The organism is Isoptericola variabilis 225 (assembly GCF_000215105.1).
GTDB lineage: Bacteria > Actinomycetota > Actinomycetes > Actinomycetales > Cellulomonadaceae > Isoptericola > Isoptericola variabilis_A.
Genome location: NC_015588.1, coordinates 1,040,391 through 1,067,178 on the forward strand (window position 1 = coordinate 1,040,391; position 26,788 = coordinate 1,067,178).

Sequence of the window (26,788 nt, forward strand, 5' to 3'; positions counted from 1 at the left end):
CGGCCGGGTGCCTCAGCGGCGCACGGCCAGCAGCAGCCCGTCGCCCGAGGGGACGAGCGCGGGCACGAGCCGCTCGTCGGAGCGCAGCACCCGCCCCACCTCGCGCACCGCGGTCGTGAGCTCGTCGCGGCGTGCCGGGTCCGCCACGCGCCCGCCGTGGAGCGCGCCGTCGACGGCGAGCACGCCGCCCGGGCGCAGCAGGCGCAGCGCCTCCGCGACGTACTCGGGGTAGGCGTGCGGGTCCGCGGCGACGAGCACGAGGTCGTACGCGCCGTCGGTCAGCCGGGGCAGGACGTCCGACGGGCGGCCGGGGATCGTGCGCGTGCGCGCCGGGGGCACGCCCTCCTCCGCGAACGCCTGCTTGGCGGCGCGCTGGTGCTCGAGCTCGACGTCGATCGTGGTGAGCACGCCGTCGGCCGGCATGCCCCGCAGCATCCACAGCGAGGCGACGCCCGTGCCGGTGCCGACCTCGACGACGGCGCGCGCGCCGAGCGCCGCGGCCACGACGCGCAGCAGCGCACCTGCGCCCGGCAGCACGGCCGGGCAGCCGAGCTCGGCGGCCCGCTCGCGGGCGCGCAGCAGCACCTCGTCCTCGGGCACGAACGACTCGGCGTACGCCCAGGAGGCGGTGCGGTGGTCGTGGTGCGGGCCGGCGGACGTCGACATGTCGGGACTGATGGCGGACCTCCACGGGACGGGGAGCCGGAGCACGGCGGGGCCGGCGGCGATCGTACGGTGATGGTACGCGGGAACCTCACAGGCTGCTCGTACGTTGGCGTGGGACCATGGTTGTGATGAGCACCGACCCTGCGACCACCCTGGCGAGCGAGGCGTCCCCGACCGGCCCGGCAGCACCCGGGCCGGACTGGAGCCCGCCCTCGTGGGACGAGATCGTGCGCGAGCACTCGGCGCGCGTCTACCGGCTCGCGTACCGGCTCAGCGGCAACCCGCAGGACGCCGAGGACCTCACGCAGGAGACGTTCCTGCGCGTCTTCCGCTCGCTGTCCAGCTACACGCCCGGCACGTTCGAGGGCTGGCTGCACCGCATCACGACCAACCTCTTCCTCGACCAGGCCCGCCGGCGCAAGCGCATCCGCATGGAGGCCATGGGCGAGGACGCCGCGCGCGTGGTGTCGACCGACGACCACGGCCGGCCCGAGCGCGGCTTCGAGCACGCCAACCTCGACAACGACGTCCAGCGCGCGCTCGACGAGCTGCGCCCCGAGTACCGCGCGGCCGTCGTGCTGTGCGACATCGAGGGCCTCAGCTACGAGGAGATCGCCGTGACGCTCGGCGTCAAGCTCGGCACCGTGCGCTCGCGCATCCACCGTGCGCGGGCCCAGCTGCGCGAGTCGCTCGCGCACCGCCGCCCGGAGGTCGCGTCGTGAGCGCGCACCTCGGGTCGTGGATCAGCCCGCTCGCCGACGGCCAGCTCGACCCGGCCGCGACCGAGGCGGCGCTCGCGCACGTCGCGGTGTGCCCGCGCTGCGCCCGCGAGCTCGAGGAGGCGCGCGCCGCCCGCGCGGCGCTCCTGCGGGCGCGCGACGTCGCACCGGCGCCCGACCTGGCCGACCGCCTGCTCGCACTGTCCGCGTCGATCCCGCCGGCCGACGACGACCCGTTGCGCCGGCCCGGGCGGTTCACGGGCTGGGAGACGCCGGACGCGTGGCGCCCGACCCTCACGGGCGACCTCGAGGAGCGCCGCCGCGGGGCCCTCGCCCGGCGGCTCGTCGCCGCCGGGGCCGGCGGCGTCGGCGTCCTCGGGCTCACGCTCTTCGCGCTCGGCCAGGCACCCGTGGTCACGCCCGACGCCTCGCGCACGGCCGCGCTCGCCCTGCTCTCGCACGCGGGCGACGACGGCTCGACGGCGTGGGTCGGTGAGGCGGCGGGCGCACCGGGGGTCTCGGCGGCCGAGGACGCCGAGGCGTGGCTCTCCGAGCACGGCTGGGTCGCGCCCGCGGACCTGCCCGAGGGTTACGGGATCGCGGCGGTGCGCGTCGTGGGCGACGAGCCGGGCGCGGTCGAGCTGGACCTCGAGGGTCCCGAGGGCACGGTCGTCGTGCGCGAGCAGGTCGGGCGGCTGCCGGGCGCCTCGACCGCGGCCGAGGCCGCCGACGTCGAGGTGCTCTCGCGCGACCCGTGGCACGTGGCGTGGCAGGCGGGCGACGTGACGGTCGATGTGGTCGGGGACGTGCCCGACGACGTGCTCGCCGACGTCGTGGCGGCGTTCCCCGGGCGTGGTTACGATGCCGGGGTCCTGCCGCGGATCTCCCGTGGGTGGGCCACCGTGACAGGAGCCATCTGGAGACCATGACGGACCGCCTGGAGCCCGCGCCGCGCGACGACCTGTTCGCCCCGCCCGAGCCCGGGACGCTCAGCCGTCCCGCGCCGCAGCCGCAGCCCGTACCCCCGGCGCACCCGTACGCGGCCGGACCCGGCCTCGTGACGCCGGTGCCCGCCGTCGGGCAGCAGGCCGGCACCGACCGGCCGGCGACGCCCGAGCCGTCGGCCGGGCACTCGACGACCGAGCCGCCCGGGGTTGGGGACCGCGAGCCGGCCGCGCGGCCTCCCGCGCGCCGCCCGCGCGGCGGCGGCGCGGCGCTGGTCGTCGCGGCGCTCGTGGCCGGGCTCGTGGGCGGCGTCGTCGGCGACCGCGTCTCGGACCGCGTCGACCCCGACCGGCCGTCCGACGCCGCGCTGCCCGTCTCCGGGACCCAGGGCGACGGCGCACCCGCCGCGCCGTCGCGCCCCGCCGGCTCGTTCGCGGACATCGCGGCGGGCGTCCTGCCGAGCGTCGTGTCGCTCGAGGTCCGGCGCGAGGAGGGCGTGTCGACCGGCTCCGGCTTCGTCCTGCGCGCCGACGGGTACATCCTCACCAACAACCATGTCGTGGCGGGTGCCGCGACGCGGGGCGACATCACGGTCGCCTTCGCGGACGGCAGCGAGCACCCGGCCGAGCTCGTCGGGGCGACCGCCGACTACGACCTCGCCGTCGTCCGCGTCGAGGCGCGCGACCTCACGCCGCTCGTCCTCGGCGACTCCGACGAGGTCGTCGTCGGCGACGCCGTGCTCGCGGTCGGCGCGCCGCTCGGGCTCGAGTCCACCGTGACCGCGGGCATCGTCAGCGCCCTGCACCGGCCGGTCCAGGCCGGCGAGGCGGCGCAGACGGCGTTCATCGACGCCATCCAGACCGACGCGGCGATCAACCCCGGCAACTCGGGCGGGCCGCTCCTCAACGCGGCGGGCGAGGTCGTGGGGATCAACTCGGCGATCGCGCAGCCGCCCGGCAGCATGAGCGCGACGGGCAGCATCGGGCTCGGGTTCGCGATCCCCGCGAACCAGGCCCGGCACACCGCCGAGCAGCTCATCGAGACCGGCCGTGCGACGTATCCCGTCATCGGCGTGCTGCTCGACTCGACCTACCGGGGCGAGGGCGTGCAGGTCGCGACCGAGGCGCAGCAGGGTCAGGCGCCCGTCACCCCCGGCGGCCCCGCCGACCAGGCGGGGATCCGGCCGGGCGACGTCATCCTGGCGATCGACGGGCGACCCGTGTCGATGAGCGACGAGCTCATCGTCGCCATCCGGGCGCGCCAGCCCGGCGACGCGGTGACGCTCCGCGTCCGCACGGGCGAGGAGGAGCGCGACGTGCGGGTCGTGCTCCAGGAGCAGGCGAGCCAGTGATCCGCCCTCCCGGCGCCCGATAGGCTGTCGTCGTGATCGACATCAACGGGGGCGAGTTCGTCGTCCTGGTGGTGCTCGCCGTGCTGCTGATCGGCCCCGAGCGCCTGCCGGGCTACGCCGCGCAGCTCGCGTCGCTCGTCAAGCGCGGCAAGGTGCTGCTGCAGGACGCGAAGACCCGTGTCGACGCCGAGCTCGGCGACGACTTCAAGGACGTCGACTGGTCGAAGCTCGACCCGCGCCAGTACGACCCGCGCCGGATCGTGCGCGACGCCCTGCTGGACGACACCCCCGTGCCGGCGCGCGCGGCCGCCGCCGGGGCGGCCGGTGCGGCGTCGTCTGCCGCCCATGCACCGCGTCCCACGGGCCCCGCCCCGTTCGACGACGAGGCCACCTGACCGTCTCCGACCCGGACGATCCCGGCGTTTCCGTCCCGCCCGGGCGACCTGCCAGAATGAGGCCCATGTCCGACCTCGCGTCCACGGGCGCCCCGCAGGGTGGCGCACGGCCCCGCATCTTCTCCGGCATGCAGCCGACCGACGGCTCGCTGCACCTCGGCAACTACCTCGGGGCCCTCGCCCAGTGGGTCGCCCTGCAGGACTCGCACGACGCGCTGTACTGCGTGGTCGACCTGCACGCGCTGACGGTGAATCCGGACCCGGCGGCGCTGCGCGAGCGGACGCGACGCACCGCGGCGCAGTACCTCGCGGGCGGCATCGACCCCGGCCGGTCGATCCTCTTCGTGCAGTCGCACGTCGCCGAGCACGCGGAGCTCGCCTGGCTCCTCAGCTGCCAGACCGGCTTCGGCGAGGCCGCGCGCATGACGCAGTTCAAGGACAAGTCGGCCAAGCAGGGGACCGAGGGCACCACGGTCGGCCTCTTCACGTACCCGGTCCTCATGGCCGCGGACATCCTGCTGTACGACGCCGCGCTCGTGCCCGTGGGCGAGGACCAGCGCCAGCACCTCGAGCTCACGCGCGACCTCGCCGAGCGGCTCAACGCACGGTTCGGCGAGGGCACTGCCGTCGTGCCCGAGCCGCACATCGTGAAGTCGGTCGCGAAGATCTTCGACCTGCAGGACCCGACGTCGAAGATGAGCAAGTCCACGAGCGGCGGCAAGGGTGTCATCTGGCTGCTCGAGGACCCGAAGAAGGCCGTCAAGGCGATCAAGGCCGCGGTGACGGACGCCGACGAGTCCTACGGCGTGCGGTACGACCCCGAGAACAAGCCGGGGATCTCGAACCTGCTGACGATCTTCTCGGCCGTCACCGGGCGCGGCGTCGACGAGATCGCGGCCGAGTACGACGGGCGCGGCTACGGGTACCTCAAGGTCGACCTGGCCGACGCGGTGGTCGCGTTCCTCGAGCCGTTCCAGGAGCGGGCGCAGACCTACCTGTCCGACCCGGGCCAGCTCGACAAGGTGCTCGACGACGGCGCTGAGCGGGCGCGCGCGATCGCCCGGCCGGTGCTCGACCGCGTCTACGACCGCTTCGGTCTCCTGCCGCGAGGCGCCCGGTGAACCTGCCGGAGCGCGGGCCCTCGCAGGTCCGCATCGGCATCGCGATCGAGGTGCCGGAGCCGTTCGCCACGGAGCTGCAGGACGCCCGGGCGCGGTTCGGCGACCCGCTCGCGCGCGCGATCCCGCCGCACATCACCGTGGTCGGCCCGACGGTCGTCGACGAGTCCGTGCTGCCCGCGGTCGGCGAGCACCTCGAGAAGGTCGTGGGGGACGTTCCGGCGTTCCGTGTGCACCTGCGCGGCACGGGCACGTTCCGGCCCGTCTCGCCCGTCGTCTTCGTCGCCGTGGTCGAGGGCATCGCCGAGTGCGAGATCCTCGAGCAGGCGGTCCGCACGGGCGTGCTCGACCAGGACCTGCGCTTCAGCTACCACCCGCACGTGACCGTCGCGCACGAGGTGCCCGACGCCGCGCTCGACCGCGCGTTCGACGAGCTCGCCGGCTACGAGGCGGAGTTCAACGTCGACGCCGTGTGGCTATACGAGCACGGCGACGACGGCGTGTGGCGGCCCCAGCGACGCTTCCCGCTCGCGAACGGGACGACCGCTCCGTAGGGTCGGCGTCTGTGGACGACCGCCCCGCCGACCTGCGCACGAAGGTCCTGCGGCGGGTCGACCGCGCGAAGGACACGCGCGCGGCGCGGGCGCTCGCGTGGTACGGCGCCCGCCGCGGCGCCCTCCTGTGCGGCGGCATCGCGTACAGCGCCGTCTTCTCGCTCGCCGCGGCCCTGACCATCGGCTTCAGCGTCTTCTTCGCGACGCTGGGCAACAACGCCGCGCTGCGCCAGGCGGTGTTCGACCAGATCGACACCTGGCTGCCCGGGCTCCTCGTCACGGGCGACGGCACCGGCGGCGTGCTGGAGCCGGACAACCTCGTGCTGCCGTCCGCGGTCAACGTCTACAGCCTCGGCGCGGCCGTCGTCCTGCTGTTCACCGCGACCGGCTTCATGCGCGCTCTGCGCGTCGGGGTGCGCGCGATGTTCGACGTGCCTGCGGGCGACGAGAGCCTCGTGCTGTCGAAGGTCTGGGAGCTGCTCGGCTTCGCGATCCTCGGCGTCATGGTGCTCGCCTCGGCCGCGGCGAGCATCGTCTCGCAGACCGTCAACCGCCAGGTCGAGGAGCTGCTCGGCACGTCGACCGCCGTGCGCGTGCTGCTCACGCTCGGGACCGCCGCCGTCGGGGTCGTGCTCGACGCGCTGCTCGTCTACCTCGTCGTCCGGGTGGTGGCGCGCGTGCGGCCCGTCCGGACGCGCGACCTGCTCCTGGGGTGCCTCGCGGCCGGCCTCGTGGCGAGCGCCCTGCGCTGGCTCGGCACGTCCGTCGTCGCCGGGACGGCGGACCGGAACCCGCTGCTGGCCTCGTTCGCCGTGCTGGCCACCGTCCTGGTGCTGGTCAACTTCGTCGCCCGCGTCCTGCTCCTGGTCTGCGCGTGGATGTACGACCCACCCCGCGTCGACGAGGTCGAGCTCGCCGAGGAGCAGCTCCGTGCCCGCCGGCACGCCGCCGAGGTCGACCGCATCGTGCGCCGCGGCCAGGGCTCCGGCCGCCCCTGGAGCCCGCTCGTGCGCGGCGTCCGCCGCGCCCGCCTCGCCGTCCCCCCGAGGTAGCGCACCCGCCCGCGAGGTAGCGCGTTCTCCCACGAGGTAGCGCGTTCTCCCACGAGGTAGCGCCCCGCCGGCCGAGGTAGCGCGGCGACCTGCGTCTCCGAACGTCGCGTTCCACGCCCGGGAGGACGACACGCAGAGACGGAAGTACCGCCGTCGTGCACGACGAAAGCAAGCGAACAGCGGAGGAGGGCGGGACGACACGACCCCGCGCACGGCAGTCAGACCCGAAGTGGAGGGCCCCCTGGGGCCCGTGAACGCTGCCGTGCGCGGGGTCGTGTCGTCCCGCTCTCCGGCGGCCGCGCTACCTCGCGAGAGAACGCGCTACGTCGCGAGAGAACGCGCTACCTCGCGGGAGAACGCGCTACTTCGGCGAACGGAGCGCTACTTCGACGAAGAACGCGCTACGTCGTCAGAAGGCGCGCGTGATCATCGCGCGCTTGACTTCCTGGATCGCCTTGGTCACCTCGATGCCGCGCGGGCACGCCTCTGTGCAGTTGAAGGTCGTGCGGCAGCGCCACACGCCCTCCTTGTCGTTGAGGATCTCCAGGCGCTGGGTCGCGCCCTCGTCGCGGCTGTCGAAGATGAACCGGTGCGCGTTGACGATCGCGGCCGGCCCGAAGTACTGGCCGTCGGTCCAGAACACCGGGCAGCTCGAGGTGCACGCGGCGCACAGGATGCACTTGGTCGTGTCGTCGAAGCGCGCGCGGTCCTCGGGGGACTGGATGCGCTCGCGGCTCGGCTCGTTCCCCGTCGTGATGAGGAACGGCATGATCTCGCGGTAGGAGGCGAAGAACGGCTCCATGTCGACCACGAGGTCCTTGACCACGGGCAGGCCCTTGATGGGCTCGACCGTGATCGGCTTGTCCGGGTTGACGTCCTTGAGCAGCGTCTTGCACGCCAGGCGGTTGCGGCCGTTGATGCGCATCGCGTCGGAGCCGCAGATGCCGTGCGCGCACGACCGGCGGAACGTCAGCGAGCCGTCGAGCTCCCACTTGATCTTGTGCAGCGCGTCGAGGACGCGGTCGGTGCCGTGCGCGGTGACGGTGAAGTCCTGCCAGACCGCCTCGTCGCCGTGCGCCGACTCCGGGTTGTACCGGCGGACCCGGAGCGTGACCTCGAACGTGGGCACGGCGCCCACCTGGGACTCCGCGGACGCGGTGGCGTTGTCGAGTACAGCAGTCATCAGTACTTCCGCTCCATCGGCTCGTACCGGGTCTGGGTGACGGGCTTGGAGCCCAGGACGACCTTGTAGTCGCCGAACTCCTCGACGTGGTCGAAGTAGCCCTTGACGGTCCCGTCGGCGACGTCGGGGGCCGACGTCGGACGGCGGTACGCCATGGTGTGCAGCATGTAGTTGGCGTCGTCGCGCTGCGGGTAGTCCTCGCGGTAGTGGCCGCCGCGGGACTCCTTGCGGTTGAGCGCCGCGACGACGGTCACCTCGGCGATGTCGAGCAGGAAGCCGAGCTCGATCGCCTCGAGCAGATCCGTGTTGAAGAGCTTGCCCTTGTCCTGCACGGACACGTTGCGGTACCGCTTCTGCAGCTCGCGGATGTCCGACAGCGCCTGGGTCAGCGACTCGCCCGTGCGGAACACCTGGGCGTTGGCGTCCATGGTCTCCTGCAGGGCGCGGCGCACGTCGGCCACGCGCTCGCCGTCGGGGCGGTCGCGCATCTCCTCGAGCTGCTCGACGACGCGGCCCGCCGGGTTCTCCGGGAGCTCGCGGTGGCGGTCCACCGTCCGCGCGTACGCCGCGGCGGCGCGGCCCGCGCGCTTGCCGAAGACGTTGATGTCGAGCAGCGAGTTCGTGCCCAGGCGGTTCGAGCCGTGCACCGAGACGCACGCGACCTCGCCGGCCGCGTACAGGCCCTTGACGACGTTGCGCGCGTCACGCAGCACCTCGCCGTCGACGTTCGTCGGCACGCCGCCCATGGCGTAGTGCGCCGTGGGGTAGACGGGCACCGGCTCGGTGTAGGGCTCGATGCCGAGGTAGGTGCGCGCGAACTCGGTGATGTCGGGCAGCTTGGCGTCGATGTGCGCGGGCTCGAGGTGCGTGAGGTCGAGCAGGACGTAGTCCTTGTTCGGCCCGGCGCCGCGGCCCTCGCGCACCTCGTTGGCCATCGAGCGCGCGACGATGTCGCGCGGCGCGAGGTCCTTGATCGTGGGGGCGTAGCGCTCCATGAAGCGCTCACCGTCGGCGTTGCGCAGGATGCCGCCCTCGCCGCGCGCCGCCTCCGAGAGCAGGATGCCCAGGCCGGCGAGACCCGTCGGGTGGAACTGGAAGAACTCCATGTCCTCGAGCGGCAGGCCGCGGCGGTAGGCCAGCGCCATGCCGTCGCCGGTGAGCGTGTGCGCGTTGGAGGTCGTCTTGAAGATCTTCCCGGCACCGCCCGTGGCGAAGATGATCGCCTTGGCCTGGAAGACGTGGATCTCGCCCGTCGCCAGGTCGTACGCGACGACGCCCGTCGCGTTGACCTCCTCGCCGTCGCCGATCTGCTCGGTCGTCAGGTCGTGGTCGGTGAGCAGGTCGAGGACGTAGAACTCGTTGAAGAACTCGACGTCCTGCTTGACGCAGTTCTGGTACAGCGTCTGCAGGATCATGTGGCCCGTGCGGTCCGCGGCGTAGCAGGCGCGGCGCACCGCGGCCTCGCCGTGGTTGCGCGTGTGCCCGCCGAACCGGCGCTGGTCGATCTTGCCCTCGGGCGTGCGGTTGAACGGCAGGCCCATGCGCTCGAGGTCGAGGACCGCGTCGATGGCCTCCTTGGCCATGATCTCGGCGGCGTCCTGGTCGACGAGGTAGTCGCCGCCCTTGATCGTGTCGAACGTGTGCCACTCCCAGTTGTCCTCCTCGACGTTCGCGAGGGCGGCGCACATGCCGCCCTGGGCGGCGCCGGTGTGGGAGCGGGTGGGGTAGAGCTTGGAGATGACCGCGGTGCGGGCCTCCTTGGAGGCCTCGAGCGCGGCGCGCATGCCGGCGCCGCCCGCGCCGACGATCACGACGTCGTACTGGTGGGTCTGCATCGGGGAAGGGTCCTTAGCTCGCGGAGCAGATCGACGGCAGGAGGTCGGCGGGCGCGTTCGCGGGGCACGGGTCGAACGTGAAGATGACCAGTGTGCCGAGGACCACGACGACCGTGAAGGCCAGGTAGAGCAGCGCCTTGAGAATCCCCCGCGTCGCGTCCCGCTGCGCGTAGTCGTTGATGATCGTGCGGACGCCGTTCGTGCCGTGGAACATCGCGAGCCACAGCATGAGCAGGTCCCAGACCTGCCAGAACGGGCTCGACCACTTGCCGCCGACGAACGCGAAGTCGATGGCCTTGACGCCCTCGCCCACCATGAGGTTGACGAACAGGTGCCCGAAGATGAGGACGAGCAGCAGCACACCCGAGGCCCGCATGAAGACCCAGCTGTACAGCTCGTAGTTGCCCCGCGTCGTCGTCCGGCGGGCGTAGGGGGAGCGGGGCGACGCGATGCCCCCGGTGGTCTGCGTCGCGGCCATCAGTGCCCACCTCCGAAGACGTTCATGAGGTGACGCGGCAGGAAGCCCGCCATCGTCACGACGAAGAGCCCCACCACGACCCACAGCATCGCGCGGTGGTACCGGGTGCCCTTGGACCAGAAGTCCACCAGGGCGATCCGGATGCCGTTGAAGGCGTGGAAGACGATCGCGGCGACGAGGCCCGCCTCCCCGAGGCCCATGATCGGCGTCTGGTACGTCCCGATCACCGCGTTGTACGCCTCCGGCGAGACGCGCACGAGCGCGGTGTCCAGGACGTGCACGAGCAGGAAGAAGAAGATGAGCACGCCGGTCACGCGGTGCGCGACCCATGACCACATGCCTTCACGGCCGCGGTAGAGCGTGCCAGCAGGAGCGGTAGGCACGGGGAGAGCCTCCATTGGCGGATTCGGGCGGGTTACGTGAAGTCACTGTAGTGACATCAGGTCAGTACACGTGCGGCACGCGCCCCGAAATGCGGCCGAACCGGGCGGATCTGTGAGCCATTGCACAGCGGTGATGTCGTCGCGAGGGGCCGCGTCATTATGCTTCGGGCATGACTCCCGCCGACCCCGCCAGCGCCGCCGCACGCACCGAACCGGTCGACGGGTTCTACGCGATCGTGCCGGCGGGCGGCGCGGGGACGCGCCTGTGGCCCCTCTCGCGCGCCGGGGCGCCCAAGTTCCTCCACGATCTCACGGGCTCCGGGCGCACCCTGCTGCAGGCGACGGTCGACCGGCTTGTCCCGCTCGCGGGGCCCGACGGCGTGGTTCTCGTCACGGGCCGTCCGCACGTCGACGCCGCGCGCGAGCAGCTGCCCGAGCTCGCCGACGAGCAGGTGCTGGCCGAGCCGGCCCCGCGCGACTCGATGGCCGCCATCGGGCTCGCCGCCGCCGTCCTCGAGCGCCGTCACGGCGACGTCGTGGTCGGCTCGTTCGCCGCCGACCAGGTCGTCACGGGCCAGGCGGAGTTCGCCCGGGCCGTGCGGGAGGCGGTCGCGGCCGCGCGCGCCGGCTACGTGACGACGATCGGCATCGCCGCGTCGCGGCCGTCGGTCGCGTTCGGGTACGTGCGCAGCGGCGAGCCGCTCGACGTCGCCGGCGCGCCGAGCGCGCTGCACGCGCGGGGCTTCACCGAGAAGCCCGACGCCGCGACGGCCCGCGCGTACCTCGCCTCGGGGGAGTACCGCTGGAACGCGGGCATCTTCGTGGCCCGCACGTCGGTGCTCCTGGGGCACCTGGCCGAGCACCGGCCCGCGCTGCACGACGGCCTGCGCCGCGTCGCGGCCGCCTGGGACACGCCCGACCGGGACGCGGTGCTGGCCGAGGTCTGGCCGGGCCTCGAGAAGGTCGCGATCGACCACGCGGTCGCCGAGCCGGTCGCCGCGACCGGCGGCGTCGCGGTCGTCCCGGGCTCGTTCGGGTGGGACGACGTCGGCGACTTCAACTCGCTCGCGGCCCTCCTGCCGTCCGCCGACGACGCCGGCTCCAAGGTCCTCGGCGACGGCGAGGACGTCGTGCGCGTCCAGAGCGCCGGGTCGGTCGTGGTGCCCGCGGGCGGGCGGCTCGTCACGCTGCTCGGCGTCGACGACGTCGTCGTGGTCGACACGCCCGACGCTCTGCTCGTCACGACCCGGGCCCGCGCCCAGCAGGTCAAGGACATGGTGACCGCCGTGCGCGACCACGGACGGGAGGACCTGCTGTGACCGCCGACGCGGGCGCCTTCCTCGACGCCGCGGTCGCCGACCTCGAGGCGGACCTCGTCGAGGTGCGCCGCGACATCCACGCGCACCCCGAGGTCGCGCGGCAGGAGGTCCGCACGACCGCGCTGCTGCTCGACCGCCTGCGCCGGGCCGGGCTCGACCCGGTGCCCCTCGAGGGCACGGGCCTGGTGTGCGACGTCGGTCCCGACGTGCCCGGCCGCGGCCGCGTCGCGCTGCGCGCCGACATCGACGCGCTGCCGCTGACCGACTCGTGCGGCCTGCCGTGGGCGTCGCAGGTGCCGGGCGTCGCGCACGCGTGCGGCCACGACGTGCACACGGCCGTCGTGCTCGGCGCCGGCCTCGCGCTCGGGCGGCTCGACGCCGCGGGGCTGCTCCCGCACGGCGTGCGGCTCGTCTTCCAGCCGGCCGAGGAGACCATGCCGGGTGGCGCCCACGACGTCGTCGCGCAGGGCGCGCTCGACGGCGTGGAGGTCATCGCCGCGGTGCACACCGAGCCCAAGCTCGACGTCGGGAAGGTCGGCACGCGCATCGGGCCGATCACCTCGGCCTCGGACGCCGTGACGGTGACGATCTCCTCGGGCGGCGGGCACACGTCCCGCCCGCACCTGACCGGCGACGTCGTGTACGCGCTCGGCCAGGTGATCACCCAGGTGCCGGCCGTGCTGGGCCGCCGCCTCGACCCGCGCTCGGGCGTCAACCTGACCTGGGGATCGGTCCACGCCGGCAACGCCCACAACGCCATCCCGGCCACGGGCAGCGTGAGCGGCACGCTGCGCTGCCTCGACGTGCGGGCGTGGGAGCGGGCCGGGCAGGTCCTGCACGACGCGGTCGAGCAGGTCGTGGCCCCGTACGACGTCGACGTGACCGTCCGGCACGCGCGCGGCGTCCCCCCGGTCGACAACGACGCCCAGGTCACCGCCGGGCTCGAGGCCGCGGCCGAGGCCGTCGTCGGGCCCGACGGCGTGGTCCTCACCGAGCAGTCGCTCGGCGGCGAGGACTTCGCCTGGTACCTCACGAAGGTGCCGGGCGCGATGGCCCGGCTCGGCACCGCGACCCCCGGCGACCGGCGCTACGACCTGCACCAGGGCGACCTGGTGGTCGACGAGCGCGCGATCGGCGTCGGCGCGCGGCTCCTCGCGAGGTTCGCGCTGCGCGGCTGAGCAGGCGTGGCTGAGGGTGCGCGGCTGAGCGTGGCGCGGTGAGGTACGTCACCCTGAGGATGACGCTTCGGTAACGACTCCGAGCGGTGACACCCGTGAAACGTCTCAGCCACCGGACGGCGGTTAGGCTGCCCCCTGACAGCGGTCCGGGCCCCACTCCGGCCCGTACCCCTCACAGATCTGACAGGAGCGACAGGTGAAGAGAGCGACCCAGCTCACCGCCCTCGCCGGTGCCGCGGCGCTCGCGCTGGCGGCCTGCGGCCAGGCCCCCGAGGAGACCGAGTCGGGCGGCTCGGGCGGCGAGGCCATCGACTTCACGCCGTGCATCGTCTCGGACCAGGGCGGCTTCGACGACAAGAGCTTCAACCAGCTCAGCTACGAGGGTGCCAAGAAGGCGGCCGACGAGCTGGGTGTCGAGCTCAAGGACGTCCAGTCGCAGTCCGAGAGCGACTACAAGCCCAACATGGAGTCCCTCGTGGGCCAGGGCTGCGACGCCATCGTCGGCGTCGGCTTCGCGCTGTCGGCCACGACGATCGAGTCGGCCACCGCGAACCCCGAGGTCGACTACATCCTCGTGGACGACGCCGCGGACGCCGACTTCGACGGCCAGCCGGACGCCGAGAACATCAAGCCGCTGCTTTACGACACCGCGGAGGCCGCGTTCCTCGCCGGCTACCTCGCGGCGGGCTACTCCGAGGCCGGCAAGGTCGGCACCTTCGGCGGCCAGCCGTTCCCGACCGTGACGATCTTCATGGACGGCTTCAAGCAGGGCGTCGAGCACTACAACGAGGTCAACGGGGCCAACGTCGAGGTCGTCGGCTACACCGGCGGCGAGGACGGCTCGTTCACTGGCGGCTTCGAGGCCAACGAGACGGCCAAGACGACCGCGCAGAACATCATCGACCAGGGCGTGGACGTGCTCCTGCCGGTCGGCGGCCCGATCTACCAGTCCGCGATCGCCGCGATCCAGGACTCCGGCCGCGAGATCACCCTCATCGGCGTCGACGCCGACTTCTACGAGACCGACCCGTCGACCCGGCCCTACGTGCTGACCTCCATCCTCAAGAAGATGGACGTCTCGACGTACGAGGCCGTGCTCGCGTCCGGCCAGGGCGAGTTCGACGCCGAGCCGTACGTCGGCACGCTCGAGAACGGCGGCGTGGACCTCGCCCCGCTGCACGACTTCGAGGACAAGGTCGACCCCGCGCTGGTCGAGGAGGTCGACGCCCTCAAGCAGCAGATCATCGACGGCGAGATCGAGGTCACCTCGTACCTGGCCGAGTGATCGGGTCCGTCCGACACCGATCGACGAACCAGCGGCGGGTCCCGGGGGCTTCCCCGGGACCCGCCGCCACCTACGCCCTAGGCTGGCCGCGACGGTGGCGTCGCGAGGAAGGCAGACCTACGCCATGAGGCTCGAGCTGCGAGGCATCACCAAGCGCTTCGGGGCGCTCGTCGCCAACGACCACATCGACCTCGTCGTCGAACCGGGTGAGATCCACTGCCTCCTCGGCGAGAACGGTGCCGGCAAGTCCACGCTCATGAACGTCCTGTACGGCCTGTACACGGCCGACGAGGGCGAGATCCTCCTCGACGGGGCGGTCCAGCGCTTCGACGGGCCGGGCGACGCGATGGCCGCCGGCATCGGCATGGTGCACCAGCACTTCATGCTCGTCCCGGTCTTCACCGTCGCCGAGAACGTCATGCTGGGCCACGAGTCCACCAAGGCGGGCGGCGTGCTCGACCTCGACTCGGCGCGCGAGAAGGTCCGCGAGATCTCGGCGCGCTTCGGCTTCCACGTCGACCCCGACGCCGTCGTCGAGGACCTCCCCGTGGGCGTCCAGCAGCGGGTCGAGATCATCAAGGCGCTGAGCCGCAACGCCGACGTCCTCGTGCTCGACGAGCCGACGGCGGTGCTCACGCCCCAGGAGACCGACGAGCTCATGGGGATCATGCGCCAGCTGCGCGACGAGGGCGCGGCCATCGTGTTCATCACGCACAAGCTGCGCGAGGTCCGCGCGGTCGCCGACCGCATCACCGTGATCCGCCACGGCAAGGTCGTGGGCGAGGCCAGCCCGACGGCGAGCGACGCCGAGCTCGCCTCCCTCATGGTGGGGCGCGCCGTCGAGCTCACGGTGCACAAGGAGGCGCCGCGCCTCGGCGACAACGCGCTCGAGGTCACCGACCTCGTGGTCACCGGACCCGACGGCCAGGTGCTCGTGGACGGCGTGAGCTTCACGGTGCACGGCGGCGAGGTGCTCGTGGTCGCCGGTGTGCAGGGCAACGGGCAGACGGAGCTCACCGAGGCCCTGCTGGGTCTGCAGGAGTCGGTGCGGGGCAGCATCCGCCTCGACGGCAAGGAGCTCGTCGGCCGCTCGGTGCGCCAGATCCTCGACGCGGGCGTGGGGTTCGTCCCCGAGGACCGGACCGAGGACGGGCTCGTCGCGGAGTTCACGATCGCCGAGAACCTCATCCTCGACCGCACCGACGGGCCGCCGTTCGTCCGTGCCGGCTCGCTGCAGCTCGCCGCGCGCGACGACTTCGCGCGCGAGAAGGTCGCCGAGTTCGACGTGCGCACGCAGGGCATCGACGTGCCCGTGGGACGCCTGTCCGGCGGCAACCAGCAGAAGGTCGTCCTGGCCCGCGAGCTCTCGCGCGACCTGCGCCTGCTCGTGGCCGCCCAGCCGACGCGCGGCGTCGACGTCGGCTCGATCGAGTTCATCCACAAGCGGATCGTCGAGACGCGCGACGCCGGCATCCCGGTCGTCGTCGTGTCGACCGAGCTCGACGAGGCCGTCGCGCTCGCCGACCGGATCATGGTCATGTACCGCGGCCGTGTCGTCGGCATCGTGCCGTCCACGACGCCGCGCGACGTGCTGGGCCTCATGATGGCCGGCATCGTCCCCGAGACCGAAGGAGACGCCGCGTGAGCGGGCAGACGCCCGGCCCCCGGGAGCCGGAGAACCCCCTGGAGGAGGTGCTCGGCACCGTCGACCCCGACGCGGAGCCCGGCCTCGCCGAGGAGCTCGAGCAGGAGCGGGCCCGCGAGGCCGAGACCACCGTCGAGGAGACGGGCGACCGGTGGCGCGACGCCTTCCGGCGCGTCGTCGCGGGCGGCTGGGTCGTCTCGCTCGGCGCGATCGTGCTGGCCGTCCTGGCCGGCTCGATCATGATCGTCCTCACCGACGAGCGCGTGCAGGAGACGGCGACGTACTTCTTCGCCCGCCCGACGGACACGCTCACCGCGGTGGGCGACGCCGTCGGCGGCGCGTACTCGGCGCTATTCCGCGGCTCGGTCTACAACTACCAGGCCGACACGTTCGCCGCCGCGATCCGGCCGCTCACGCAGACGCTGACCAACGCGGCGCCCCTCATCGCCGCGGGTCTCGGCGTCGCGCTGGCGTTCCGCGCGGGCCTGTTCAACATCGGCGGCCAGGGGCAGATGCTCATGGCCGCCAGTGCCGCGGGGTGGGTCGGCTTCGGGGTCCAGGGTGTCCCCTTCCCGCTGCACCTCCTGCTCGCCCTCGTCGCGGGCGTCCTCGCCGGCGCGCTGTGGGCCGGGATCGCGGGCGTCCTCAAGGCCCGCACGGGGGCGCACGAGGTCATCGTGACGATCATGCTCAACTACGTCGCGTTCTACCTGCTCTCCTACCTCCTGGCGACCCCCGGCCTGCTGCAGGCACCCGGCTCGGCGAACCCCAAGACGCCGCCCATGCAGGAGTCGGCGATCCTGCCGCCGCTGCTGGGCTCGCAGTTCCCGCTGCACTGGGGCTTCGTGCTGTCCCTGCTCGCGGTCGTGCTGGTGTGGTGGCTCCTCAACCGCTCGAGCATGGGCTTCTCGTTCCGCGCGGTGGGGGCGAACCCCAAGGCGGCGCGGGTCGCGGGCATCGACGTCCCGCGCACGACCGTGTCGGTCATGCTCGTCGCCGGTGCGCTCGTCGGCCTGGCGGGCGTCCAGCAGGTGCTCGGCACCGTCACGACGGGCTTCAGCGCCGACATCGACGCGGGCATCGGCTTCGACGCGATCACCGTGGCCCTGCTCGGCGGCTCGAACCCCTGGGGCGTGCTCGGCGCGGGCATCCTCTTCGGCGCGTTCAAGGCGGGCGGCTCGGCGATGCAGGCCGCCGAGGGCATCCCGATCGAGATCGTCCTCGTCGTGCAGTCGCTCATCGTGCTGTTCATCGCCGCGCCGCCGCTGGTGCGGGCGATCTTCCGGCTGCCCCAGCCGGGCACCCGGAGGCGGAGCACGCCGCCGGTCCGCTCGACCGCCACGACGACGGAGGGACAGGCATGACCGCCGCGACCGTCACCGCCTCGGCCCCCCAGGCGGCCACGCCGCGCGCCGTGAGCACGGTGACCTGGAAGGCCGTGACCGTGCTGGGCGTCGTTCTCGCCCTGTACGCGCTCCTGCTGCTGCTCGCGCCGCACGAGGGGGCCGCGCGCTTCCGCCTCTCGACCGACCGGGACCTGTTCGTCCTGCCCACGCTCGAGGTGCCGGCGCTCGCCACCGCGTGGGTGTGCGCCGCGGTCGGCCTCGCCGTCGTCGCGCTCGCCGTGGTGCGCACGCTCGCCGGGCGCCGGGTCCCGCTGTGGGCCACGGCGGTCTACGCCGCCGCGCTGCTCGTCGGCTTCCTCGCGTGGGCCGCGGCCGGCAGCCCGCGCGACCTGTCGGTCGTCGGCCTGCTGAGCGGCGCCGTCGTGCTGTGCGTGCCGATCGTCTACGGCGCCCTGGGCGGCGTCATCGGCGAGCGGGCCGGCGTGGTCAACATCGCGATCGAGGGCCAGCTGCTCGCCGGGGCCTTCACGGCCGCGATCGTCGGGTCCCTTACGGGCAGCCCCTGGGCGGGCCTGGTCGCGGCCGTGCTCGCGAGCGCGCTCGTCGCCCTCGTGCTGGGCCTGTTCACGATCACGTACAAGGTCAACCAGGTCATCGTCGGCGTCGTGCTCAACGTGCTGGTCATCGGCCTGACGAGCTTCATGTACTCCCAGGTGCTCGTGCCGAACGCCGAGACGCTCAACACGACGACCCGGTTCGCGCGCATCCCGATCCCGTTCCTCGAGCGCATCCCCGTCGTTGGCCCGGTGCTGTTCAACCAGACGATCGTCGTCTACCTCATGTTCGTCATGGTCTTCGTCGTGTGGTTCGCGCTCTTCCGCACGCGCTGGGGCCTGCGCGTGCGCGCGGTGGGCGAGCACCCGAAGGCCGCCGACACCGTCGGCATCGACGTGGTGCGCACCCGGTACCGGGCGATCCTCACGGCGGGCGCGGTCGCCGGCCTGGGCGGCGCCTTCTACACCGTGGTGTCCATCAACCAGTTCAACCGCGAGATGACCGCGGGCGCGGGCTTCATCGCGCTCGCCGCGGTGATCTTCGGCAAGTGGGACCCGGTGCGCGCGGCGCTGGCCGGCCTGCTGTTCGGCTTCGCGACGAACCTGCAGAACGTCCTGTCCGTCGTCGGCTCGCCCGTGCCGAGCCAGTTCATGCTCATGCTGCCGTACGTGGTGACGCTGTTCGCCGTCGCCGGCCTCGTGGGCCGCTCGCGGGCGCCCGCCGCCGACGGCGTGCCCTACACCAAGGAGTGACCGTGACCGTGCCGACCCCCGAGCCCCGCGCGCGCGGCGAGGTCGACTGGGAGGCGCTGCGCGCCGCCGCGCGCGACGTCGCGACCCGGGCCTACGTCCCGTACTCGAGATTCCCCGTCGGGGCCGCCGCCCTGGTCGACGACGGCCGCGTCGTCGTCGGCTGCAACGTGGAGAACGCCGCGTACGGGGTGACCCTGTGCGCCGAGTGCTCGCTCGTCTCGGCGCTCGTCGTCGGGGGCGGCGGGCGGCTCGTCGCGTTCACGTGCGTCGACCGCAACGGCGACGTCCTGATGCCGTGCGGCCGCTGCCGCCAGCTGCTCTGGGAGCACGGGGGCCCGGGGCTGCAGGTCGAGACCGTGCGCGGCGTCGTGCCCATGACCGAGGTGCTGCCCGACGCGTTCGGCGCCGCCGACCTGGAGAACCGATGAACGACCGTTCCGTGGCCGAGCCGTTCGACGCCGTCGACGTCATCCGCACCAAGCGCGACCGGCACCGCCTGTCCGACGCCCAGATCGACTGGGTGATCGACGCCTACACCCGCGGCGTGGTGGCCGAGGAGCAGATGTCGGCGCTCGCCATGGCGATCCTGCTCAACGGGATGAGCCGCGCCGAGATCTCGCGGTGGACCGCGGCCATGATCGCCTCGGGCGAGCGCATGGACTTCTCGTCGCTGTCGCGCCCCACGGCCGACAAGCACTCGACGGGGGGAGTGGGCGACAAGATCACGCTCCCGCTCGCGCCGCTCGTCGCGACCTTCGGGGTGGCTGTGCCGCAGCTGTCGGGCCGCGGGCTCGGGCACACGGGCGGCACGCTCGACAAGCTCGAGTCGATCCCGGGCTGGCGCGCGTCGCTGAGCAACGCCGAGGTCCTCGCCCAGCTCGAGGACGTCGGCGCGGTGATCTGCGCCGCCGGGGCGGGGCTCGCGCCCGCCGACAAGAAGCTCTACGCGCTGCGCGACGTCACCGGGACGGTCGAGGCGATCCCGCTCATCGCGAGTTCGATCATGAGCAAGAAGATCGCCGAGGGCACGGGCGCGCTCGTGCTCGACGTCAAGGTCGGCTCGGGCGCGTTCATGAAGGACGTGGACCAGGCGCGCGAGCTCGCCCGCACCATGGTCGACCTGGGCACGGACGCGGGCGTGCGCACGGTCGCCCTGCTCACGGACATGGAGGTGCCGCTCGGGCGCACCGCGGGCAACGCGCTCGAGGTCCGCGAGTCGCTCGACGTGCTCGCCGGCGGCGGACCGCGCGACGTCGTCGACCTCACGGTCGCGCTCGCGGTCGAGATGCTCGCCGCCGCCGACCGGCCCACCGGGGAGGACGAGGTGCGCCGGGCGCTGGCCGACGGGCGGGCGATGGACACGTGGCGCCGCATGATCGCGGCGCAGGGCGGCGACCCCGACGCCGAGCTGCCCGTCGCGCGCGAGACCGAGCACGTGGTGGCCGACCGCACGGGCGTGCTCGCCGAGCTCGACGCGTACGCCGTGGGCGTCGCGGCGTGGCGCCTCGGCGCCGGCCGCGGACGCCGCGAGGACCCGGTCCAGGCCGGGGCCGGCGTCGAGATCCACGCCAAGCCCGGGGACCAGGTCGTCGCGGGCCAGACGCTGCTCACGCTGCACACCGACACGCCCGAGCGGTTCGACCGCGCGCGCGACGCGCTCGAGGGCGCGTGGAGCGTCGCCCCGGCGGGGACCGCCGTGCCGACGCGGCCGCTGGTGCTCGACCGGATCCGCTGAGCGTGGCGCTGCGGCTCACGGACCTGCTCGGCGCGGTCGGCGCGTTCGCGGGCCGCGCCCCGGTGACGCCGCTTGCGGGGCGGTACCGGCGGCCCCCGGTCCCCGACGACGTCGCGGCGCTCCTGGCGACGCTGCCCGAGCCGGTGCCCGAGCGCGTGCTCGACCCGATCGGGACCTACTGCGCGCCGCCCGCCGTGGGGGGAGCCCCGGCCGCTGCACCTGCCGGTGCTCGCGGGCCCGGGACCGGTGGCGCGCCAGGTCGACGAGTCCACGTACGGGTCGGCCGTCCTGGTGATGCTGCTCCTCGCCGGAGACCCGCACCGGGCGCTCGACCTCGCCTCCCGGCCGGCCGGCCCGGCGGCCGCGTTCGCCACGCTCCAGCGCACCCTCAAGGCGCGCACCAACCGCGGCCCGCTCGGTATCCCGCTGTGGCCCGACGGCCTCGGCACGCCGCCCTGGGGCGCCGCTCGCGTCGCCCGCTACGGGCGGGTGCGGTACGCGCACCGCGTGGTCGGGCGGAGTCGCGGCCGCGACGTGCTCGCCGCCGCGGCGGCCGCGGCGGGCGCGGGCGTGCCCGTGCCGCTCTTCAGCGGCGGCGACCTCGACGGCGGCGCCGCGGCGGCGGTGCCGCGCCACGTCGTGCTGCTCACCGCCGTCGGCGACGGGACCGCGCGGCTGTACGAGCCGTCGTCGGGCAGCCTGCACGCGGTGCCCGAGGAGGCGCTCGCCGCGCCCGACGACGTCGCGGGCGACGACCGTGCGGCGCTCACCGCCGCCCTCGGGGGCTGGCCGCACGTCGTGTGGGCGCTGCTGCCGCGGGACGCCCGCGGGCTCTCACCGGCGCGACGCCCCCTGGCGTGACGGGCCCGGGTGGGCCACGATGGGTACCCACCGTCGTCGAGCGAACGAAGGGAGCCCGCGATGAGCACCGTCCCGGACGACGCCTGGCGTGACGCAGGTCTGGAGGACGTCGAGGACACGACGAGCCTGCTCGAGGAGGTCTCCTCGCCCGAGGAGGAACCCGAGGAGACCGAGGAGTACCGGCCCCGGACCCCACGCCCCGACCTGGACGGTGCGGCCAACGAGGCCGACGTGGTCGAGCAGTCCCAGGTGGTCCCGGAGCTGGCGGACGACCCCGAGGACCTCGACTACGAGTGAGGCCGCGTGAGGCCGCTCACCCCGGCGCCCGGCGGCGCGCGACGGCCCGCCGGGCGCCGGTAGGTTGAGCCCATGACCCAAGCCCTCGTGGACATCATCCCGTCCCTGCCCAAGGTCGTGCTGCACGACCACCTCGACGGCGGGCTGCGCCCGCAGACCGTGCTCGAGCTGGCCGACGAGGTGGGTCACGAGCTGCCCGCCCAGGACGCCGAGGAGCTCGGCACGTGGTTCCGCGAGGCGGCGGACTCGGGCTCGCTCGTGCGCTACCTCGAGACGTTCGACCACACGATCGCCGTCATGCAGACGCCCGAGGCGCTCGCCCGCGTCGCGCGCGAGGCCGTGCTCGACCTGGCCGCCGACGGCGTGGTCTACGCCGAGCAGCGCTGGGCGCCCGAGCAGCACCTGCGGCGCGGCCTGACGCTCCCCGACACGGTCGAGGCCGTCCAGGCCGGCATCGACGAGGGCATCCGTGAGGCCGCCGCCCGCGGCCAGATCATCCGCGTCGGCCAGATCGTGACGGGGATGCGGCACACCGACCGCTGGCAGGAGGTCGCGGAGCTCGCGGTCGCCTACCGGGACGCGGGCGTCGTCGGCTTCGACATCGCCGGGCCCGAGGACGGCTTCCCGCCGTCGCGCCACGCCGACGTGTGGCAGTTCCTCGCGGACAACAACGTGCCCGTGACGATCCACGCGGGCGAGGCCGCGGGCGTCGACTCGATCGCGCAGGCCGTCCACCTCGGCAAGGCCGACCGGATCGGGCACGGCGTGCGGATCGTCGAGGACATCACCTTCTCGGAGGGCGAGCGGCGCGCCGAGCTGGGACTGCTCGCGCACTGGGTGCGCGACCACCAGATCCCGCTCGAGGTGTGCCCGGTCTCCAACCTGCAGACCGCGGCCGCGGGCTCGACGATCGCCGACCACCCGATCACGCGCCTCAAGGAGCTCGACTTCGCCGTCACGCTCAACACGGACAACCGGCTCATGTCGCGCACGTCGATGTCGCACGAGATGCGCCTGCTCGTCACCGAGGCCGGCTGGACGATCGACGACCTCGCCGACGTGACGATCACCGCGGCGTGGAGCGCCTTCATCCACCACGACGAGCGGCGCGCGCTCGTCGACGACGTCATCCTCCCGGGCTACCAGAAGATCGAGGGAGCGCAGCCGTGACCACCCCCACCCTGCCGACCGACCCCGCCGCGCTCGCGCGCTACGTCGACCACACGCTGCTCAAGCCCGAGGCCACGGCCGCGGACGTCACGGCCCTCGTCGAGGAGGGTGCGCGGCTCGGGGTGTTCTCGGTGTGCGTCTCGCCGACGTTCGTCGCGCACGCCGTCGCCGAGGCCGAGGGCCGGCTCGCGGTCGCGACCGTCTGCGGCTTCCCGTCCGGCAAGCACGTGAGCGACGTCAAGGCCGCCGAGGCCGCCCGCGCGGTCGCCGACGGCGCCGACGAGGTCGACATGGTCATCGACGTCGGCGCCGCGAAGGCGGGCGACCTCGCGGCCGTCGAGGCCGACGTCGCCGCCGTCCGCGCCGCCGTGCCCGCGGACACGGTCCTCAAGGTCATCATCGAGTCGGCCGCGCTGACCGACGACGAGATCGTGGCCGTGTGCCGCGCGTCGGAGGCCGCGGGCGCCGACTTCGTCAAGACGTCGACCGGCTTCCACCCGGCCGGCGGCGCGTCCGTGGAGGCCGTGCGGCTCATGGCGCGCACCGTCGGCGGGCGGCTCGGGATCAAGGCGTCCGGCGGCATCCGGACCCTGCACGACGCCCTGGCGATGATCGAGGCCGGTGCAACACGGCTCGGGCTCTCCGGCACCGCGGCCGTGGTGGCGGGGTTCGACGGCGGCGCCGCGGGCGCCGCGCCGTCGGGCGACACCTACTGACGAGGTAGCGCTCGGCCCGGCGAGGTAGCGCTCCACCCCGCGAGGTAGCGCGGATCGAGCGCTACCTCGCGGGATCGCGCGCTACCTCGGCGAGCGGAGCGCTACGTCGCGGGAGTGGCGTCAGTTAGGCTCGCCTCACCATGACGGAGACCCCCGCGCGCAAGCGCACCCCGCACAGCGCGACGGTGACGGCCGTGCGCCGCGTCACGCCGCACACGGTCCGCGTGACCCTCGGCGGCGACGAGCTCGCCGCGCTCGACCCCACGCCGTTCACCGACCGGTACGTCAAGCTCGTGCTGGGCGAGCCCGCCGAGCCGGGCGGCCGGCCGCTCGTGCGCACCTACACGGTCCGGGCGGTGCGCGACGGCGCGTGGGACGTCGACGTCGTCGTCCACGGCGACGAGGGGTACGGCGGTCCGTGGGCCGAGCGCGTCCGGCCGGGGGAGCGGGTGACGTTCCTCGGCCCCGGCGGCGGGTACGCCCCCGACCCGCGGGCGCCGTGGCACCTGCTCGCGGGCGACGATTCCGCGCTGCCCGCGATCGCTTCGGCGCTCGAGGCGATGCCGCCCGGGACGGTCGCCCGCGCGTTCGTCGAGGTCCCTGGTCCTGCCGACGAGCAGGCCGTCACCACGGAGGCGCACGCGCGGATCACGTGGGTCCACCGCGGCACGCGCACGCTCGTCGACGCCGTGCTCGGCGCGCACGCGGCCGGCCAGCTGCCCGACGGCGTGCCGCACGCGTTCCTCCACGGCGAGGCCGGCTGCGTGCGCGACCTGCGCCGCTGGGCGCGCGCCGAGCTCGGCGTCCCGACCGAGCTGCTCTCCGCGTCGGGCTACTGGCGCCGCGGGCGCACCGACGAGGCGTGGCGCGCCGAGAAGCGCACCTGGGTCGCCGCCGTCGAGCAGGACGACGCGGCGCTCGCCCGGGTCTGACGGCCGTGGCGCTCCAGGTGGCCGTGTGCGGCCCGCGCGAGTGCTCCGAGACGGAGCGCAGCACGGCGCACGACGTCGGTCGCCTCCTCGCGGAGGCCGGTGCCGTCGTGCTCACGGGCGGCGGGGGCGGCGTGATGGCCGCCGCGAGCGCGGGCGCGCGGGCTGCGGGCGGGCTCGTCGTCGGCGTCCTTCCCGGCGGGCGCGACGGCGCGAACCCGCACGTGTCGGTCGCGCTGGCCACGGGCCTGGGCGAGGCGCGCAACGCGGTGCTCGTCGCCTCCGCCGACGTCGTGGTCGTCGTCGGCGGCTCGTGGGGCACGCTGTCCGAGGTCGCGCTCGCCCGGCGCCGCGGCACGCCCGTCGTCACCATCGGCGGCTGGCAGGTGCGCGACGCGGACGGCAGCGAGCTCCCGGACGGGCCGCGGGCGGCCGCGACGCCCGAGGAGGCGGTCGCGGCCGCGCTCGCGGCGGCCGGCGCCCGCTAGAGTCCCAGCGCCCGCCGCATGTCGGCCTTGACCTTGTCGAGCCGCGCGTGCGCTGCCACGCGCGCCTTGCCGACGTCGTACGACGTCGCGTCGCGCGCGACGGGCACGACCACCTCGAGGTAGCACTTGACCTTGGGCTCGGTGCCGCTCGGGCGCACGATGACGCGCGTGCCGTCGCCCGCCTCGAGGAGCACCCCGTCGGTGGGCGGCAGCCCGTCGACGCCCGCCGAGAGGTCCTGGATCCGTGAGACGCCGGCGCCCGCGAGCGTGCGCGGGGGGTGGGCGCGCAGGCGCGCCATCGTCTCGCCGATGCGCTCGAGGTCGCTGAACCGGGCCGAGAGCTGGTCGGTCAGGTGCAGGCCGTGCGCGCGCGCGACGTCGTCGAGCGCGTCGACGAGCGTGCGTCCCTCGGCCTTGAGCCGGTCCGCGAGCTGCGCGACGACGACCGCGGCGCTGATGCCGTCCTTGTCCCGGACGTTCTCCGGGTCGACGCAGTAGCCGAGGGCCTCCTCGTAGCCGAAGACGAGGTTCGGCGTGCGCGCGATCCACTTGAAGCCGGTGAGCGTCGTCGCGTGCCCGAAGCCGTGGGCCTTGGCGATCCGGGCCAGCACGCGCGAGGAGACGACGGAGCTCGCGAGCGTCCGCTGCCGCCCGTCGCCCCCGAGGGGGGCCTTGTGCCGCGTCACCGCGTCGACGCCGAGCAGCGCGCCGACCTCGTCGCCGTGCAGCATCCGCCACCCGTGCGAGCGGGCGGTCTCGGCGCCCTGGTACGTGCCGACCGTCGGGTCGTACACCGCGACCGCGCACCGGTCGGCGTCGGGGTCGTTCGCGATGACGAGGTCGGCCCGCGCCTCGGACGCGAGCGCGATCGCCATGTCGATCGCCCCCCGCTCCTCGGGGTTGGGGAACGCGACGGTGGGGAAGCGCGGGTCCGGGTCGAGCTGCTCCTCGACGGGCAGCACGTCGGTGAACCCTGCCTCGGCGAGCGCCCGCGCCAGCACCCGGCCGCCGACGCCGTGCAGCGAGGTCGTGACGATGCGCAGGCGGCGCGGGGCGCCGTCGGACAGCGCGCGCACGGTCGCCAGGTAGTCGTCGACGATCTCCCGGCCCAGCACCCGCCAGCCCGACTCGGCGCGCGGGACGGCCGCGGCGGGGCCGACGGCGGCGATCCGCTCCGCGATGAGCGCGTCGTACGGCGGCACGATCTGCGCGCCCTGGCCGGAGTCCGTCACGACCCGCCCGCCGAGGTACACCTTGTACCCGTTGTCGCGCGCGGGGTTGTGGCTCGCGGTGACCATGACGCCCGCGTCGGCGCCGAGGCGGCGCACCGCGAACGCGAGCACCGGCGTCGGCAGCGCCGCGGGCAGCAGCAGCACCTCGGCGCCCGCGGCCGTGAGCACCGCGGCCGTGTCCCGGGCGAAGTCGGCCGACCGGTACCGCGCGTCGTACCCGACGACGACCCGCGGCGTCGCGTCCGCGCCGAGGGCGTCGGCGAGGTACGCGCCGAGGCCGGCGGCCGCGCCGACCACGACCGCACGGTTCATGCGGTTCGGGCCGGCGGCCATCGTGCCCCGGAGCCCGGCCGTGCCGAACTGCAGCGTCCCGTTGAACCGGTCGCGCAGCTCGAGGACGGCCGCGGGGTACTTCGCGCCGTCGTCCGCGGTCGCGCGGTCGAGGAGCGCCCTCAGCTCGGCCTTGTCGTCCTCGTCGACGTCGGCCGCGATCCAGGCCTCGACCTGGTCGAGCAGCGCCGACAGGTGCGGGCCGCCCGTCGTGGGCTCCCAGGCCGGGTCGTCGGTGTCCAGGCTGGTCATCGGTGGGACCCCTCCTCGG

At 74.1% G+C, this 26,788-nt stretch carries 27 protein-coding genes; 21 read left to right on the plus strand and 6 right to left on the minus strand.

What is annotated here, in order from left to right:
- Positions 1-12: 12 nt before the first annotated feature.
- Positions 13-666, minus strand: a complete 654-nt coding sequence (locus tag ISOVA_RS04775) for an O-methyltransferase (protein WP_041294780.1) — start codon at positions 664-666, stop codon at positions 13-15.
- A gap of 128 nt (positions 667-794) precedes the next feature.
- Between ISOVA_RS04775 and sigE the strand changes: the two genes are divergently transcribed.
- The 7 genes from sigE to ISOVA_RS04810 all read left to right on the plus strand — a co-directional run bounded on the left by sigE (position 795) and on the right by ISOVA_RS04810 (position 6,800).
- A complete protein-coding gene (gene sigE, locus ISOVA_RS04780) occupies positions 795-1,388 on the plus strand; it encodes an RNA polymerase sigma factor SigE (protein WP_013838127.1) in 594 nt (197 codons plus the stop codon).
- Positions 1,385-2,314 carry a zf-HC2 domain-containing protein gene (locus ISOVA_RS04785; protein ID WP_013838128.1) on the plus strand — a complete coding sequence of 310 codons (930 nt, stop codon included), beginning with the start codon at positions 1,385-1,387 and terminating at the stop codon, positions 2,312-2,314. The genes sigE and ISOVA_RS04785 overlap by 4 nt, the downstream gene beginning before the upstream one ends.
- On the plus strand, positions 2,311-3,681 hold the full coding sequence (locus tag ISOVA_RS04790) for a S1C family serine protease (protein ID WP_013838129.1): 1,371 nt from the start codon (positions 2,311-2,313) through the stop codon (positions 3,679-3,681). The genes ISOVA_RS04785 and ISOVA_RS04790 overlap by 4 nt, the downstream gene beginning before the upstream one ends.
- 32 nt (positions 3,682-3,713) lie before the next feature.
- A complete protein-coding gene (locus ISOVA_RS04795; RefSeq protein ID WP_013838130.1) occupies positions 3,714-4,076 on the plus strand; it encodes a twin-arginine translocase TatA/TatE family subunit in 363 nt (120 codons plus the stop codon).
- A gap of 65 nt (positions 4,077-4,141) precedes the next feature.
- Positions 4,142-5,197 (plus strand): tryptophan--tRNA ligase, encoded by a 1,056-nt coding sequence (gene trpS, locus ISOVA_RS04800; protein ID WP_013838131.1) that lies wholly within the window; start codon positions 4,142-4,144, stop codon positions 5,195-5,197.
- A complete protein-coding gene (locus tag ISOVA_RS04805) occupies positions 5,194-5,748 on the plus strand; it encodes a 2'-5' RNA ligase family protein (protein WP_013838132.1) in 555 nt (184 codons plus the stop codon). The genes trpS and ISOVA_RS04805 overlap by 4 nt, the downstream gene beginning before the upstream one ends.
- Positions 5,749-5,759: 11 nt before the next feature.
- A complete protein-coding gene (locus ISOVA_RS04810; protein ID WP_013838133.1) occupies positions 5,760-6,800 on the plus strand; it encodes a YihY/virulence factor BrkB family protein in 1,041 nt (346 codons plus the stop codon).
- Positions 6,801-7,209: 409 nt separating this feature from the next.
- Here ISOVA_RS04810 and ISOVA_RS04815 read toward each other — a convergent pair whose 3' ends face one another.
- From ISOVA_RS04815 to sdhC, 4 genes are read right to left on the minus strand one after another with little or no spacing between them, the layout of a single operon-like run.
- Positions 7,210-7,983 (minus strand): succinate dehydrogenase iron-sulfur subunit, encoded by a 774-nt coding sequence (locus tag ISOVA_RS04815; protein ID WP_013838134.1) that lies wholly within the window; start codon positions 7,981-7,983, stop codon positions 7,210-7,212.
- The gene (gene sdhA / locus ISOVA_RS04820) at positions 7,983-9,818 is read right to left on the minus strand and encodes a succinate dehydrogenase flavoprotein subunit (protein ID WP_013838135.1); all 1,836 of its coding nucleotides are present in this window, start codon (positions 9,816-9,818) and stop codon (positions 7,983-7,985) included. The genes ISOVA_RS04815 and sdhA overlap by 1 nt, the downstream gene beginning before the upstream one ends.
- 13 nt (positions 9,819-9,831) lie before the next feature.
- The gene (locus ISOVA_RS04825) at positions 9,832-10,296 is read right to left on the minus strand and encodes a succinate dehydrogenase hydrophobic membrane anchor subunit (protein WP_013838136.1); all 465 of its coding nucleotides are present in this window, start codon (positions 10,294-10,296) and stop codon (positions 9,832-9,834) included.
- Positions 10,296-10,679: a succinate dehydrogenase, cytochrome b556 subunit gene (sdhC, locus tag ISOVA_RS04830; RefSeq protein ID WP_013838137.1), complete on the minus strand. Its 384-nt coding sequence runs from the start codon at positions 10,677-10,679 to the stop codon at positions 10,296-10,298. Before sdhC ends, ISOVA_RS04825 begins: the two co-directional genes overlap by 1 nt.
- Positions 10,680-10,849: 170 nt before the next feature.
- Between sdhC and ISOVA_RS16390 the strand changes: the two genes are divergently transcribed.
- The 14 genes from ISOVA_RS16390 to ISOVA_RS04900 all read left to right on the plus strand — a co-directional run bounded on the left by ISOVA_RS16390 (position 10,850) and on the right by ISOVA_RS04900 (position 24,955).
- Entirely contained in the window at positions 10,850-11,998 is a 1,149-nt protein-coding gene (locus tag ISOVA_RS16390; RefSeq protein ID WP_013838138.1) for a mannose-1-phosphate guanylyltransferase, read from the plus strand.
- A complete protein-coding gene (locus ISOVA_RS16395; protein WP_013838139.1) occupies positions 11,995-13,176 on the plus strand; it encodes an amidohydrolase in 1,182 nt (393 codons plus the stop codon). The genes ISOVA_RS16390 and ISOVA_RS16395 overlap by 4 nt, the downstream gene beginning before the upstream one ends.
- A 196-nt stretch (positions 13,177-13,372) precedes the next feature.
- On the plus strand, positions 13,373-14,461 hold the full coding sequence (locus tag ISOVA_RS04845) for a BMP family lipoprotein (RefSeq protein ID WP_013838140.1): 1,089 nt from the start codon (positions 13,373-13,375) through the stop codon (positions 14,459-14,461).
- Positions 14,462-14,585: 124 nt separating this feature from the next.
- Complete coding sequence (locus ISOVA_RS04850; protein WP_013838141.1) at positions 14,586-16,106, plus strand: ABC transporter ATP-binding protein; 1,521 nt, start codon at positions 14,586-14,588, stop codon at positions 16,104-16,106.
- Positions 16,103-17,470 (plus strand): ABC transporter permease, encoded by a 1,368-nt coding sequence (locus ISOVA_RS04855; RefSeq protein WP_013838142.1) that lies wholly within the window; start codon positions 16,103-16,105, stop codon positions 17,468-17,470. Before ISOVA_RS04850 ends, ISOVA_RS04855 begins: the two co-directional genes overlap by 4 nt.
- Positions 17,467-18,759, plus strand: coding sequence for an ABC transporter permease (locus tag ISOVA_RS04860; RefSeq protein WP_013838143.1), 1,293 nt, complete (start codon positions 17,467-17,469; stop codon positions 18,757-18,759). Before ISOVA_RS04855 ends, ISOVA_RS04860 begins: the two co-directional genes overlap by 4 nt.
- Positions 18,760-18,761: 2 nt before the next feature.
- Complete coding sequence (locus tag ISOVA_RS04865; protein ID WP_013838144.1) at positions 18,762-19,187, plus strand: cytidine deaminase; 426 nt, start codon at positions 18,762-18,764, stop codon at positions 19,185-19,187.
- Positions 19,184-20,494: a thymidine phosphorylase gene (locus tag ISOVA_RS04870; protein ID WP_013838145.1), complete on the plus strand. Its 1,311-nt coding sequence runs from the start codon at positions 19,184-19,186 to the stop codon at positions 20,492-20,494. The genes ISOVA_RS04865 and ISOVA_RS04870 overlap by 4 nt, the downstream gene beginning before the upstream one ends.
- A gap of 225 nt (positions 20,495-20,719) precedes the next feature.
- Positions 20,720-21,355: a hypothetical protein gene (locus ISOVA_RS15375; protein WP_013838146.1), complete on the plus strand. Its 636-nt coding sequence runs from the start codon at positions 20,720-20,722 to the stop codon at positions 21,353-21,355.
- Between the two features lie 60 nt (positions 21,356-21,415).
- Positions 21,416-21,652 (plus strand): hypothetical protein, encoded by a 237-nt coding sequence (locus tag ISOVA_RS04880; protein ID WP_013838147.1) that lies wholly within the window; start codon positions 21,416-21,418, stop codon positions 21,650-21,652.
- A gap of 72 nt (positions 21,653-21,724) precedes the next feature.
- A complete protein-coding gene (locus tag ISOVA_RS04885; protein ID WP_013838148.1) occupies positions 21,725-22,822 on the plus strand; it encodes an adenosine deaminase in 1,098 nt (365 codons plus the stop codon).
- Positions 22,819-23,538: a deoxyribose-phosphate aldolase gene (gene deoC / locus ISOVA_RS04890; RefSeq protein WP_013838149.1), complete on the plus strand. Its 720-nt coding sequence runs from the start codon at positions 22,819-22,821 to the stop codon at positions 23,536-23,538. Before ISOVA_RS04885 ends, deoC begins: the two co-directional genes overlap by 4 nt.
- Positions 23,539-23,678: 140 nt before the next feature.
- Positions 23,679-24,470, plus strand: coding sequence for a siderophore-interacting protein (locus tag ISOVA_RS04895; RefSeq protein ID WP_013838150.1), 792 nt, complete (start codon positions 23,679-23,681; stop codon positions 24,468-24,470).
- 5 nt (positions 24,471-24,475) lie between these two features.
- Positions 24,476-24,955, plus strand: a complete 480-nt coding sequence (locus ISOVA_RS04900) for a TIGR00725 family protein (protein WP_013838151.1) — start codon at positions 24,476-24,478, stop codon at positions 24,953-24,955.
- Here ISOVA_RS04900 and ISOVA_RS04905 read toward each other — a convergent pair.
- Entirely contained in the window at positions 24,952-26,769 is a 1,818-nt protein-coding gene (locus tag ISOVA_RS04905) for a phospho-sugar mutase (RefSeq protein WP_013838152.1), read from the minus strand. The genes ISOVA_RS04900 and ISOVA_RS04905 overlap by 4 nt on opposite strands.
- Positions 26,770-26,788 lie beyond the last annotated feature (19 nt).

Excerpts from the sequence above, each read along its gene's own strand:
- ISOVA_RS04850 (WP_013838141.1), top strand. The coding sequence starts at position 14,586 with ATGAGGCTCGAGCTGCGAGGCATCACCAAGCGCTTCGGGGCGCTCGTC.
- ISOVA_RS04905 (WP_013838152.1), bottom strand. The coding sequence starts at position 26,769 with ATGACCAGCCTGGACACCGACGACCCGGCCTGGGAGCCCACGACGGGC.
- ISOVA_RS04885 (WP_013838148.1), top strand. The coding sequence starts at position 21,725 with ATGACCCAAGCCCTCGTGGACATCATCCCGTCCCTGCCCAAGGTCGTG.
- ISOVA_RS04895 (WP_013838150.1), top strand. The coding sequence starts at position 23,679 with ATGACGGAGACCCCCGCGCGCAAGCGCACCCCGCACAGCGCGACGGTG.
- ISOVA_RS04825 (WP_013838136.1), bottom strand. The coding sequence starts at position 10,296 with ATGGCCGCGACGCAGACCACCGGGGGCATCGCGTCGCCCCGCTCCCCC.
- ISOVA_RS04775 (WP_041294780.1), bottom strand. The coding sequence starts at position 666 with ATGTCGACGTCCGCCGGCCCGCACCACGACCACCGCACCGCCTCCTGG.
- ISOVA_RS04860 (WP_013838143.1), top strand. The coding sequence starts at position 17,467 with ATGACCGCCGCGACCGTCACCGCCTCGGCCCCCCAGGCGGCCACGCCG.
- sdhA (WP_013838135.1), bottom strand. The coding sequence starts at position 9,818 with ATGCAGACCCACCAGTACGACGTCGTGATCGTCGGCGCGGGCGGCGCC.
- ISOVA_RS04790 (WP_013838129.1), top strand. The coding sequence starts at position 2,311 with ATGACGGACCGCCTGGAGCCCGCGCCGCGCGACGACCTGTTCGCCCCG.
- sigE (WP_013838127.1), top strand. The coding sequence starts at position 795 with ATGAGCACCGACCCTGCGACCACCCTGGCGAGCGAGGCGTCCCCGACC.
- ISOVA_RS04870 (WP_013838145.1), top strand. The coding sequence starts at position 19,184 with ATGAACGACCGTTCCGTGGCCGAGCCGTTCGACGCCGTCGACGTCATC.
- trpS (WP_013838131.1), top strand. The coding sequence starts at position 4,142 with ATGTCCGACCTCGCGTCCACGGGCGCCCCGCAGGGTGGCGCACGGCCC.
- ISOVA_RS04880 (WP_013838147.1), top strand. The coding sequence starts at position 21,416 with ATGAGCACCGTCCCGGACGACGCCTGGCGTGACGCAGGTCTGGAGGAC.
- ISOVA_RS04815 (WP_013838134.1), bottom strand. The coding sequence starts at position 7,983 with ATGACTGCTGTACTCGACAACGCCACCGCGTCCGCGGAGTCCCAGGTG.
- ISOVA_RS16390 (WP_013838138.1), top strand. The coding sequence starts at position 10,850 with ATGACTCCCGCCGACCCCGCCAGCGCCGCCGCACGCACCGAACCGGTC.